The organism is Paenibacillus sp. P46E (assembly GCF_001909095.1).
Classification (GTDB): Bacteria; Bacillota; Bacilli; order Paenibacillales; family Paenibacillaceae; genus Paenibacillus_AQ; species Paenibacillus_AQ helianthi.
In genome coordinates, this window is sequence record NZ_LVYZ01000044.1 from 212,352 (window position 1) to 225,169 (window position 12,818).

Sequence of the window (12,818 nt, forward strand, 5' to 3'; positions counted from 1 at the left end):
CCTCACTTTATTCGTTCAGGACAATCTTTGACTTAAGACTCTCTTTCAGCGGCCCGTCCATTGGTTTCAGCGCAGCCAGATGCCCAAGCTCCTGCAGGAGCACCCGCGAAGCGCGCGGATTTTTCTTCTTCATTTTCCGCATCAGGCCGGCCGTCAGCTTGTCATTATAGCTCCAGGCGGATTGTTCTTCTTCCCAGCGCATCAGATCATTGGCAAATACGGAGTTGGCTGCTTCGTCATAATACACCTCGGAGATCCGGGCCAGCCGTTTTTTCCCGTCCGCTACACTTTCCAGAATAAACACCAGCTCACAGGACTTCAGCGCAGAGATCAGATGGCCCTTCAGGCTGCCGCCGATCCGGGTGGACACCGCAAAAGCGCCCTGATAAGGAATGTCTTCCGAATCCACCGTATGAAAGGTTCCTGTAATCCCGTCATAGCCCTTTTCACCGCTCCACAGATAAAATTCCCATTCGTTATACCGCATTTCCGTCATATAAAGAATGTTCGGATCATGCCGCAGCGACTCCACTCCGACCTCCATCAATTCCTCGTTGGCTGCCTGAATCGGGATAATCCGGTGGCCTTTGATCTGATACGGCAAAATCGACTCCGGATGCTTTTCGATCATCACGACTCCCATGCAGGAAGAAGAGCCGAGAAGCTGCTCACCGACAACCGTGTTGGCGAAAGTGGTTTTGCCCGATCCGACTGCACCGGCGATAATGGTGTTGCGGAACGTACCCGACAGCGCGCGGATCAGATCAATAGCTTCTGCAGGGATACATTCAGTACCGGCTTGATCCTCCAGATCCAGGAACTCCACTACCTGCCGCCGCAGCGAGATCGTGGTGAATCCCTCCCACACCCTGGGCGATACCCAAATCGCGAGCCGGATGAAGCGGCCGGGCCAGAGGGGGTCATCCATTTTGAACTCGACGGAGGGGTTATCCTTGTTGAGTTTTTTGTTGGGGTCGCTTTTCAGTAAGGAACGTTTGAGCTGTTCGACCCGGTCCAGTGAAGGCATCTCATAGGGATACACTACAAATTTCCCGCGATGATTGTAAAAAATCTGCCGTCCGATCATCTGCAGCCCGGTAGATTCGCTATAGGCCCGGTCAGTGAACCAGCGGTAGGCAGGTCCAAATCCTTTCCATTCGTGAAACAGCGCTTCTGCCGCTGTCCCGTAGGCATCCGGCACTTTGCCGGTAAACGGTGTTTTGCGCAGATATTTCTCGATCTCATTCATGAAAAAGCTGACGGCCTGCGGATCACCGATCAGCGCCTTTGCATTTAACTCAAAGTACCCGTCGTCCTCCCGCTCCAGCTCGGCGTTCATGTCATTTTTCATTTTTTGCAGGAAACCATAAAAGTCCTCCTTGCCCGGCTTGCTGGTACTCAGCACTTTTTGCTTCAGGGAAAACAGCCTATGGTTATCCTGTAGAATCGGCAGCCGTAACGGCTCATGTACATGTTCCAGCCCTTCGACTTCAAGCTTCGTCTCCTTCTGCTGCTTCCAACTTGCCGGCCATACCTCATCCCGATATTCAATCATTGAAAAATCCCCTTCTTTCGGGCTTCCGGCGCCATACCGAGAGATACCAGCAGCGCGTGAACCTTGTCGTCCACCTGCTGCAGCTCTCTTTTGCCCAGTGGAAGGCTGTCGTGAAATGGCTGGTAATAGGGCAACTCAAGTAAAATCTCACTACCGAAGCGGAGGGCCAAATTCTTGGGTGAGCTCATTTCCTCCACATTGCTGCGGTTGATGATCCACTGGAAATCCTGCGGATGCAGATCCATGTGTCCGGCAAGCTCCATGAGCGGTTGAAGGCGGTACTCATGCTTCGGATGCGTAACCATCATGCGCAGTGCCGTTTTCTGCATTCCTACATACCATGCGGCACTCTCGGGAATGGACCCGAAGTCGGCGACTACCACATCGGCATTCCCGGCCGCTTGGGTAAGCAGATATTCAATCTCCTCCTCCTGGTAATCCTGAACACTTAAATAATCAAAATTGCCCGGCAAATACGCGTACCCCTCCTGCTTAACCAGACCTTCAAAATCCGCTGCCTGGAGCATTTTACCGGTCATCCGGGGGCGCAGCCTGTCGAGGCTGATGGCCGTCTTACGGTCAAATCCGGGATCATACAGATCAAGTCCGAGCAGAATTACACGTTGTCCCGCAGCGGCAATCCGCCGGGCGAACAGTTTGGCGATACTCGTACAGCCGATTCCTGGACCGGAGCCAAAAAATCCGACGAGATTACTGCGCTCATCGCGCTCCTCCTCCAGGATGTAGCGCAGCTTCTCCACTATCGCTGAAGAGGTCGCACGGGGCGGGATAAAGAATATCCCCAGACTTTCACATAACATATGAATAGACTGATAGCTCCTCACCCCCTTTTGCCGGTAAATATATAATATGGAGGAGTTCGGATAACCCTGCCGCAGTTCACTTAAGCCTGTAACGGGCACTTGTTCGCTTGTAACCATTAGCATCTGCCCCTGAGTCTGGGAAGGCTCGGGCAGGACATTTTGCGTAACCACTGTAAACCCGGCAAGCTTGATCTCATTGATGGTCAGCTGATCCATCCCAAAACTGAATATTTTCATTTCAATCTCCTCCTTTCCCTTTTACTCAACACGCACAATCCACAGCTTTTTACCTTGCTCCAGATATTGTCCAAGCCGTTCGCCGTCACTTTTTTTCAGCTTCAGTTCGGGTGCAGCTACCTTGCCGGTTGAGGTGAAGCGGTTGTTTGTGTTGCCGTTCTCGGAATCCTGGACATCGTTGTTGTCTTCAGTTCTTACATAATTAACAGTGACTCCGGTGAGAAACACCTTGCGCGGAGGGGCGGAAGGCTGTGATTCTAAGGCTCCTGTCCCCGCTGTTGAACCCTCTGTGCCGGAATTCCCGTCACCTGGGATTGCGACTGAGGCTCTATATCCGCTATTCCGCGCCTGATCCGCCGAATCGCCTTCGACGAGATAAATATCCACCTTGTCTCTGCTGCGCAGTGAGCCGTTGATCGCATAGATCGCTTCCTTGGGAATCGGGAAAATCCCCTCATCCTGCTGCGGCTCCAAATCACTGACATCCACAAGAGCTGCCGTCAGAATACTTCCGTTCGTCAAATTAACATTAGTGATCTTATGCTCCACCTGACTGATGTCCGTAATTACCCCTGAAGGAATATCCTTGGTCTGGACAGAATCCAGATAAAGGTCGCTTGGCTTAAGCTCATAATTTTTGGGCAAAAAGCTATCCTGGGCCACTTTGATCTTAACTACAGTCTGCGACAGCACGTACGGCTTGAAGTACAGATCGTAGCCGAGCAGACCGCCGAAGCCGATAAGTAAAATGAGAAAAGCAAATAAATAATTGCGTCTTAACAAATGTCCCCGCTGTGAAACCAAGCTTTTTACCCCCTTATAAATGAGTTAGTGAACACGACAAAATACACTTTGGCATAGTGCGCCAAAATGTCCGGTAAAATGCTTTTTCACCTGTTGTGGTTGAGAAAAGTATTAGATTATCAATGTGAGGTTGCTGTACTTGAGGATACTGCGGGAGTAAGCTCCCGGCAGGAGAAGGATTCCGGTGAACGGCAAACACTATCAAAATACAGCATGACTACTGCCTGTTCACCGGAGAAACTCCAATTAATTAAAAACCACTGTCTTGTTATGATGTACAAGAATTCTGTCCTCGATATGCCATTTGACCGCCCGGGCCAGAACGACCCGCTCAATGGTGCGCCCGATGCGTTTTAGCTCGTTCACGTCATCGCTGTGGCTGACCCGCTGCACGTCCTGCTCAATAATGGGACCACCGTCCAGCTCTTCTGTAACATAGTGGGCGGTTGCACCGATAATTTTCACTCCGCGCTGATAGGCCTGGGCATAGGGCTTGCCGCCAACGAACGCCGGAAGGAACGAATGATGGATGTTAATGATCCGGTGACGGTAATGCTCTATGAACGCTGGTGAGATAATCTGCATGTAGCGCGCCAAAATAATTACATCAATATCATCTCCGATGACCTCAAGCTGGCGCTGCTCCGCTTCCACTTTGGTATCCGCCGTGACCGGAATATGATAGAACGGAATACCGAAGGATTCCACATAGGCCTGCATATCCGTGTGATTGCTGACAACCAGTGCGATATCCGCATCGAGATCCCCGGCCTGCCACTGCCAGAGCAACTCCACCAGACAATGATCCTCTTTGGAGACAAAGATAGCTAGCCGTTTCTTGTGGCTCACCTTGAAAATTTGCCAGTTCATCTGGAAACGTTCAGCAACCCCGCCGAAGATCGAACGCACCTCGTCAATCCGCTCATCCAGCTTGGGCAGGTCAAACTCCACTCTCATAAAAAACATTCCGCCATCCGGGTCCATGGTATATTGATCCGACTGAACAATGTTCGCTCCATGCTGGTACAGAAAATGCGATACTGCAGCCACAATCCCCGGCCCATCCGGACAGGAGATAAGCATGCGTGCCCGGTCCGGGTATTGTCCGCTTGACGAATGATCTCTTTTCACATGCAACTCCATATTCCTCTTTCCATCCTCTCATCTACTTGCGCATTCTATAGTATGGCTTATGCGTTCACGAGTAATTGCTTGCCTGCCAGCCAGGCAATAAGCCTCTGATTGACAGCTTCCTCGCTTAACTGTGGAAACAGCTGTGCCTCGGCAACCGAATCGTACAAACGTTCCAGAGGCTCACGCGGGTCCGCCTTCTTGGCCTTGGCATCGTTCTTCAGCAGTTCCCATACATTCAGCACATACTGGCGGGGATCAAGCTCCTGTTTGGCAAAAAAAGCCTGCAGTTGTTCAACCTCACCCAGGAACTCCGCTCCGAACCGTTCAGCCACCGTGCCGCGAAGCAGCGCAATTTCCACCTCGTACATAGGACGCAGTGTCTTTGGATCCTTTCCAATCCAAGGTGTCTCCAGAATGAATGGCAGACCCGCAAGGGCTTCGTGGTGAACTACCTTGTTGATGGTTTCAAAGCCAATGTATCCTGACCCGATAGGGGTATGGCGGTCTTTGCCTGCTCCGCGTGGATTTTTGCTGTCGTTGATATGGACTACGCCCAGCCGATTCAGACCAATGATCTGGTCAAACTGCTGAAGCACACCATCCAGGTCGCCGACTATATCATATCCGGCATCGTGTATATGACAGGTATCGAGGCAGATGGACAGCCGCTCATTATGTGTGACCTTGTCGATAATCGAAGCGATTTCTTCGAAGCTGCGTCCCACTTCCGTCCCTTTACCGGCCATCGTTTCCAGCGCAATATGCACTTCCGTCTCATTCGTACCGTCAAGTACCTCATTCAGGCCATCAGCAATCCGCTGTACGCCGTATTCGGCATCCTTGTCCGTATATGCTCCCGGATGGAGTACAATATGTTTCACCTCAAGCGCATGGGTACGGCGGATTTCCTCTTGCAGAAAATCAACAGCCAATTGATATGTGCTTTCCTTGTAGGAACCCAAGTTGATGATGTAGGGGGCATGGACAACGATCTCTTCCACACCGTTCTCCTTCATCGCCAGCTTACCTTCAGCGGGATACATCGATTCAATTGGTTTGCGGCGCGTGTTCTGTGGCGCACCTGTATATATCATAAATGAGGTTGATCCGTACTCGTTTGCTTCATTGGCCGCACTCAGGAGACCCTTGTCCGCACAGGACACATGTGAACCTATTTTCAGCATGCTTTTTTCCCTCTTTCCTTCACGAATTAACCCTTATTCTACCGTGATCGGGAAAATAAATCTAGGCAAGCTCCATGTGCCTGCTTCCGCTTCGCAAAACTATGGAAATACGCTATACTTTAGATGAGAATGAAGTTTGTGACAATCATCATTGTCAAAGGCGGTGTAATCATGTCATTTAAATCAGGCTTAAGCTTGTTATCCGCAGCACCGAGCAATTGGTTTATGAACTCCATCGCATTTTGGACTTTTTTGCTGCTGGGCTGCATGTGCATCGGCGGCTATTTTATGTTCCGCAAATTTCTCAAAGTGCTGCCCAAAGCCGATGGTAAATCCAAGCTGGACTGGCAAAATTATTGGGTCGAACGCAGCCGTCCTCTGTGGAGCGACGAGACGAAAGCTTTTTTGGATCAGCTCGTCCAGCCTGTACCGGGTCCCTTCCGCGATATCGCCAAGCACTCCATAGCTGCCGAGATTGGCAGGATCGCCGTGGAGAGTCATGCGCCGGAGGTCACCCGTGAGCACTGCATCAGAGGCTATATCGTAGCTACACCACGGCGCGACAACCGCTTTCTTATCAGCTTCCTTGAAAAGAACGGCATTGACTACTCTCCTTACCAGCATCTGATTAAGTAACCGAAGGAGCGATTGAATGAAATACGTAATCTGCGGCGGCAGCGGATTTATCGGACGCGAGCTTACCGAATATTGGCTCCAGGGCGGGCATCAGATCATCGTTGTCGGCCGCAAGCAGCCTGAATCCCGGACCGCTGCCCATTCAGGCCTTAGCTTCCTTACCTGGGATAGCCTAGCCTCAAATCCGGAGCTAGCCGAAGGGGCAGATGCGCTCGTTAATCTTGCCGGTTCTTCACTCAGCCAGCGCTGGACCCCGAGCGGCAAAAAGGCCATTATGCAGTCTCGTCTTGAAACCGTCTCGGCAGTGGCCAAGCTGCTGAATGCATTGAAGAACAAACCTTCCGTAGTCATCCAGTCCTCTGCCGTAGCTATTTACGGAACTTCTCTGCAGGATACCTATGACGAAGCCTCCCCGGTCCATGTCATGGACTTTCCGTCCGAGGTTGTTAAGGCTTGGGAAGCGGCTGCGGACGAAGCTTATAAGAACGTAAGAGTGGTCAAGCTGCGCACAGGAGTAGTGCTAGGCAACGAAAGCGGCGCTTTTCCCAAAATGAAGCTGCCCTACATGCTCGGCTTCGGCGGTAAAATCGGCAGCGGAAAGCAGTGGCTGTCCTGGATTGATCTCACAGATATCGTCCGGCTGATCGATTTTTGTGTCCACACTCCCGAAATTGAAGGTCCTGTCAATGCTACTGCCCCGAACCCCGTTACCAATGAGGCATTTGGCAAAATGATCGGTAAGGTTTATCATCGGCCAAACTGGTTCCCCATCCCGTCGCTTCTGCTGAAGGCTGCCGTCGGTGAACTGTCGGAGATCTTATTGGAGGGCCAGCGGGTACTCCCTGCCAAAGCCTTGCAGCACGGGTTTTCCTTTACTTACCCTACCTTACAGCCGTCATTGGAACATCTGAAATCGGAATAACAGTCGGCCCTGCCTCTCAGGCGGAACGGAAGGTATAGCATCCTTTTACTATAGTGAACATCGCTCCCTCAGTCAGTGGATACTCCTTGTATGGAATCATCGCCTCTCCCTGAAACAGTGTTCCGTTTCTGGAATCCAGGTCTTTCAGGATGTATCCTCCCGCACTCTTGGAGATCTCTGCATGCACTCTCGAGACCCCTTCAGACTTCTCCACATACTGAGCTACATCAGGGGATCGGCCAATAAGAAAACTGGGACGGTTCAGTTCGATCTTTTCCGGAATCCCGCCTGCATTTTCCTGAATTCTCTCAAGATAGGGTATCGTACGCTCCCCTCCCTGCTCCTGTTCCTTCCTGGTGTGGGAATCATGCTGCAGCAGTGCTGTAGCTTCTACAAATAATGGAGGCGTTGGAACCGGTCCTTTGGCTAAACTGCGTTCGGGCCATTCGGCTTTCGTCACCGAAGTGTGAACATCGTTGTGAATAGGGGGCTCCAACTTCCGTACCGGAACGGGTGCCCTTGAAGTATCTACTTTATTAGAAGAAACTGCATTGTTTCGCCCAAAATCCCATTCCAGCTCTTTAGGGTTCCTCCGGCCCTTAGCCGCAATCTCGTCTCCTGCCTCTTCATCTGCCTGGGTACCACCCAAGATCAGCCTTCCACTCCATACCAGCCAGCAGAATATACCTAACATGATCGTCGCAAGTACACATACAACCATCCAAAGCGGTTTGGGATGGTTCATATATAGAAACTTCCACAACACCGCATCGGTCACAACACCACCCAGCATTGTATAGGTTCTGTAAGCAGAGGTATCGGGTGCCGCTTTGCTCCCAAGATCCCGGTCATCCGCCAGCAGCTGCTGCTGTTCCTCCTTCAGCTTAAGTATCGGATAGCCGCTCATCCATGGAGTTGGCTTAGGAGGCTCTGCAGCCACACTCGCGAAACTCTGATCCGCCCTGCGCTGCTCTTCACCGCGTAGAGTAACGCCAGGCAATGAACCACTCCGTTTCTGAATACTTCTCTCTATATCGGGTACATTTGCCTCAGTCAAAAAGGTGCTTGGTGCAGGCCGGACAGTATCCAAATGCCATTTTGTCCCTTCACCTTCTGTCAATAGCTCTGCCAAAAGTTCCTTGAGCCCTCCCGGAGTGAACCCCTCTTCCCCGCAGTATTGCAACAGCCTCTGAACCCCGTCACCGGACAGTTCTCTGACGGAAGCCATAAGCGCCATGATCAATGCTGTTAGCGATCTTCCGGCACTCACTGAACCCTCAGCAGCCTGCATAGGGAGATAAGTAAGGTACACCTTGCCTCCATGCAGTGGCCCATCGATAAAAATATAATCCTCCTGCAGTAAATACTGATCAGCCTGCAGCATGTACAGACGCCCCTCTTCCATCCCTGACGCAATCTGCAGCAGCAGTCCGAAGAAATCGGACAAGCCAAGCTTCTCCCCTTTCAGGAGATGACTGAGCATTTTCCGGCGGGACAGCGCGTATTCCAGGGTTACCTGCATATCTATTTCCCGTAGCTGCAGCCTCAGATGATGGGGAATTCCTGAATTCATCAGCATCCGGGCTTGAATCATATTAAGCTCTGCCGGTCTTAGTCCTCCAGGCTTGCTGAGCAGCATCGAAATTCCGTCCTGCTGTACAAAATCACGGCTTAATCCGAACAATACTCCTCACCTCTTCATTATAAATACAAATAAGCACAGATGAACCCCGGCATAACTGCCAGCATAAATGGGAATTTCAACACTTCCTTGCTTCCGGTCTGTAGTATCCGGGGATCCCGGAGTATGAGAAATCCCGTACTTCTGCTGATAATCCCTCTTACCCGGCTTCCTGTTTCATGTTTTGCGAGAACGATAATCCAACCAATTACTGCGCCAAACAATACAGAATAGACAACAACCTGCAGTGTGAACAATATTCCAGTCCAGGCACCGATTCCCGCAAAAAGCTTCACATCCCCAGCTCCAACCGCCCCCAGAAGATGCATGATCAGCAGCAGCAAAAACCCTGCACCTGCACCGCATATAGCCATTAGGATTCCGTGACGTCCATTCATCACACCCTGCGCAATCAGTCCGACGATTAATAGCGGAAGCGTAATCCAGTTCGGTATCTTCATGAAACGGATATCCATAAGGAGCGCCACTGTGAGAAATAGCAGGCAGCTCCAGAATGCCCATACCGTCATTATCATTTCACTTCTTTCACTTGGTTTCTTTTCACCACTGTAAAAGTCACCTCCAGAGAGGTTCCATCCTCCAGCTGAATAACCAAAGGCCATGTACCCGGAGTAGTGTTAACCCCGATTTTCCATTCCCACTCAAGATATCCGTTCGCATCTGCCTGCTTCCACCCCAGATATTTGGCTGTACTCTGACCGCTCTTATAGAAGATAGACAGACTGGCAGAAGCATTAGGCGGTATCTTAACCCGGACTTTGCCCTGACCATTCACTACTCCTGGATTTGGTTTCTCCAGAATCACAATAGTGCTATGGTCGTCTTCCCCTGCCGAGCTGTCTTCATCGCCTTCCGCATCTGTATTCCCTATCCACAAGCGCTCCACCGCACTGGCCTCAAGCACAATGCGCTGATTCAGAAAAGGTACCTTCATCGGCAGCGCATAACTCACCACAAGTCCAAAGTATGGCCGTGACCCCGTCTTCAGGTCCGGGACAATCACATTCGAAACATGTATGCGGTCATAATCCAGCCAGTCTGTGGATAGATAAGGTTTCATTACAGGCTTGAGCGCTAGATCAAGTACGCCTTCGGATGCCTCTGCCTGTAGTTCCTGCAAAGGTTCTTCCCCCCGCTTTACGGCCGCGCTGACCCAATCCGCTATTGGTTCAGGCAAATCTGCCACATAGCTGTCACTCCACTCTTCAAGTGAGAGCCGCGGAACGCTCCATTTATCCTTGGAAGCAGCCCCCTCCGAAGCCGCTCCTGCTCCGTCAGGACCACCGGCAGCATCTTCTTTCTTGTCCTCCCATTTCTGTGCTGCCAACGCAGCAGGGTACATATGAGTCGAGATCACTTTTACCGTATCCGAAGCCGTGCTCTGCAGCGCAGTTGAATATAAGGTCATTTGCACGATGAAGATCAGGAACAGGACAAAGAGCAGAAACATAGGAAGGACCATTGCGGCTTCTACTACCATACTGCCTTCAGATCCCGGATTTTTTTGCTTCCGATCCCCATACCCCACCTGGTTCCACCTCCTGCTAGTAAGAAAAATCAGCCTGCACAGTCCGGTAATATAATTTGCCCTTCACTTCACCGGAAAGACCTGTACCATAATCCAGCAGCTTCACCACGCCCGGCAAAAACCATAACGGCATAGCCATTTGGATATCCGCTGCTGTGTATGTGAATTTCTCATCCAAGTTGCTTCCTGTATTCAGCCGGATTAAGGCCAGCATACGCGACAATTGAACATCGCCCCCTCCATGCAGCACCAGAAACAGACGCAGATAGTCCCGGTAGCTCAGCTTGACAGGTATGTATTTAGACAGTGGAATTTCACCATTTTTACATAACAGCAGCATGTCCTGTACTGCCTGCTCAACTCCGTACAGAAGCGCGGCTGCCAGTATCAGCAGCGGATTAGCAAGCCCTGCGCGTTCTGTAAATCCCTCCATGGTACGTATAGCCAGCCGCACTGCAAAAATCTCCCCATAAGCTGCTGCTATATTCCCGGCAGGATTATAAAAACCATACAGAATATACTCCAGCTCCTGGGCATTAGGATCAAGCTGATCCGCCAGCCTTCGCGCACCTTCATTTACAGAGCCTGAGGCCAGACCGGCCAGCTGTGAAATATCAAAGGGAGGAAAATACAGCGCCGAATACTCTGTCTGAAATAGCCTGTCCCTGGCCCCCTCCAGCACATTGCCCATTGCAGCATAGAGGCTGTCCACTTTAACCATAGAGGCGCTCCCGGCAGCATAGGGATTCTGATCAGCAGTCCCAGGCTCAGTTGGCTGATCCATCCCCGTGTTGAAAGCAATATTGTCGTTGAAATACTTATGCAGAGTCTGATAGCGTTTCATAGCTTCCCCGGCGCTCTCGCCAAGCCCGCGAATCTGGTCCAGCAGCTTCATGGCCTCGCTAAGCTTGCCTTTAGCTTCCTGCTCCACTTGCTTGCGCTGGTTATCATATGTGCGATGTGCTTCAATTTGAGCACTTTCGGAAGCAATCAGCGTCCCCGCGTTTCCATAACTGCGCAAATAATTATTCACCGCTTCCGAAGTATTGAGAATACTGGCATTCATGCTGGAAACATCGGCATTAAGTCCCGAAGCCGGGCTCAAGCTTCCTGGCAAAAGAGCAACCTTCTGTACTACGGCCTGCGAAGCTGTCAGTTGTGCTGACAAGCTATTTTCCATCGTGTTGATCTCGCTTACTGTGAGGATAAGCGAATCTTCCTGTTCGCGCAGCTTTTTAATGGGATCTGCACTTAACTCAGCTGAAGTGTCCGGGATATCCCAGTCTCGGGCTGAATTCTGCGCATCGTCCGGCCCGCTGTTTCGTGACTGCTCGAGCAGGCTTTTCATTTGCGCATTCAGAGTTTTCGCCCGCTCCAGCGCGGCTGTTGCCTCCTCCAAATAACGCGATTGTTTCTCTTGATAAGAAGCCTGTGCACCAGGAAACCGGCCAAGCAGTTCACCCGATTGCTGTATATAAGCCGCCAAAATCCCCTGGTACTGTGCTGCCTTTTTCTCATCACGATACAAATCAGCATGATATTTGCCCACATAGTCGCCGTACATAGCCGCAATATCCGCAGCTGTGCCAATTGTGCCTACGGTAGCGGGTATGACACTGCCACCAGGTGGATTCATGATCAGCTCCTGGAGCGCTTGTCCACTCTCCCCTGCCTGCTTCCGCGATTGCAGCATCTGATCCAGTGCTTCCTCACGCTCATCATATAAAGGCTGAAGCTTGCCAAGCACCTTGGTTGTCCGTGAAGCCTCGCCCATGGCCGCAGACAGCGGCTTGAATTTGCCGGCTAGCTCCAGGGCAAAGTCAATCGGCGCCTTGTATTTCATCTCTTCCACAATCTGCCGCCGGAAAATATCATAGCTTCCAAGCGGACGGCTCCAGCTTAAGGAGGAGGAATCCAGACCCAAGGGCAGAAGATTAAACGAATCACCACGCCCGCTCTCATACAGATTATCATTGAGCACACCAGCCAAAAGCTGATCACCGTCATTGCCGCCATAGGCGAACAATCCGTATTTGTCTTTCAGTTCAATATCATAAGAAGACATTACTGAGCGGACTGCAGCTCTGGCCAAACGCTCTTCCTGGACGTTTACAGCTGCAATGCGCGCATAGTCAATTAGCACTGCAGTAAATAGAAAGACAAATGCCAGCACCATAATTAAAAAAATAGAGACTGAACCTTCGGATCGGGTATACCCGCCGACCTTGAATCTTACCACTCTTTCAAAAGCATGCCCTTTCTCTGCCTTCAAGCGCGTCATATCCTCCTTCC

The 12,818-nt window shown here is 51.1% G+C and carries 11 protein-coding genes; 2 read left to right on the top strand and 9 right to left on the bottom strand.

Annotated features, from left to right (window positions below; all coding sequences use genetic code 11):
• Positions 1-7: 7 nt before the first annotated feature.
• The 5 genes from A3849_RS16770 to A3849_RS16790 all read right to left on the bottom strand — a co-directional run bounded on the left by A3849_RS16770 (position 8) and on the right by A3849_RS16790 (position 5,738).
• The gene (locus tag A3849_RS16770; RefSeq protein ID WP_074112438.1) at positions 8-1,555 is read right to left on the bottom strand and encodes a P-loop NTPase family protein; all 1,548 of its coding nucleotides are present in this window, start codon (positions 1,553-1,555) and stop codon (positions 8-10) included.
• Positions 1,552-2,616: a CpaE/TadZ family protein gene (locus A3849_RS16775; RefSeq protein WP_074112439.1), complete on the bottom strand. Its 1,065-nt coding sequence runs from the start codon at positions 2,614-2,616 to the stop codon at positions 1,552-1,554. The genes A3849_RS16770 and A3849_RS16775 overlap by 4 nt, the downstream gene beginning before the upstream one ends.
• A gap of 21 nt (positions 2,617-2,637) precedes the next feature.
• Positions 2,638-3,420, bottom strand: a complete 783-nt coding sequence (locus A3849_RS16780; protein WP_074112440.1) for an SAF domain-containing protein — start codon at positions 3,418-3,420, stop codon at positions 2,638-2,640.
• Between the two features lie 246 nt (positions 3,421-3,666).
• Positions 3,667-4,563 carry a formyltetrahydrofolate deformylase gene (purU, locus tag A3849_RS16785; protein ID WP_074112441.1) on the bottom strand — a complete coding sequence of 299 codons (897 nt, stop codon included), beginning with the start codon at positions 4,561-4,563 and terminating at the stop codon, positions 3,667-3,669.
• Positions 4,564-4,610: 47 nt separating this feature from the next.
• The gene (locus A3849_RS16790) at positions 4,611-5,738 is read right to left on the bottom strand and encodes a deoxyribonuclease IV (RefSeq protein ID WP_074112442.1); all 1,128 of its coding nucleotides are present in this window, start codon (positions 5,736-5,738) and stop codon (positions 4,611-4,613) included.
• Between the two features lie 171 nt (positions 5,739-5,909).
• Here A3849_RS16790 and A3849_RS16795 point away from each other — a divergent pair, with 171 nt between their 5' ends.
• Entirely contained in the window at positions 5,910-6,374 is a 465-nt protein-coding gene (locus A3849_RS16795) for a DUF2621 domain-containing protein (protein ID WP_074112486.1), read from the top strand.
• A 16-nt stretch (positions 6,375-6,390) separates the two neighbouring features.
• A complete protein-coding gene (locus tag A3849_RS16800; RefSeq protein ID WP_074112443.1) occupies positions 6,391-7,296 on the top strand; it encodes a TIGR01777 family oxidoreductase in 906 nt (301 codons plus the stop codon).
• A 16-nt stretch (positions 7,297-7,312) separates the two neighbouring features.
• Here the strand turns inward: A3849_RS16800 and A3849_RS16805 are convergent, their stop codons facing one another.
• From A3849_RS16805 to A3849_RS16820, 4 genes are read right to left on the bottom strand one after another with little or no spacing between them, the layout of a single operon-like run.
• A complete protein-coding gene (locus A3849_RS16805) occupies positions 7,313-8,980 on the bottom strand; it encodes a DUF6382 and FHA domain-containing protein (RefSeq protein WP_074112444.1) in 1,668 nt (555 codons plus the stop codon).
• A gap of 17 nt (positions 8,981-8,997) precedes the next feature.
• Positions 8,998-9,513: an A24 family peptidase gene (locus A3849_RS16810; RefSeq protein ID WP_306010714.1), complete on the bottom strand. Its 516-nt coding sequence runs from the start codon at positions 9,511-9,513 to the stop codon at positions 8,998-9,000.
• Entirely contained in the window at positions 9,510-10,526 is a 1,017-nt protein-coding gene (locus tag A3849_RS16815; protein WP_083613542.1) for a TadE/TadG family type IV pilus assembly protein, read from the bottom strand. Before A3849_RS16815 ends, A3849_RS16810 begins: the two co-directional genes overlap by 4 nt.
• Positions 10,527-10,542: 16 nt before the next feature.
• Complete coding sequence (locus A3849_RS16820) at positions 10,543-12,798, bottom strand: hypothetical protein (RefSeq protein WP_143191838.1); 2,256 nt, start codon at positions 12,796-12,798, stop codon at positions 10,543-10,545.
• Between the last annotated feature and the right edge of the window lie 20 nt (positions 12,799-12,818).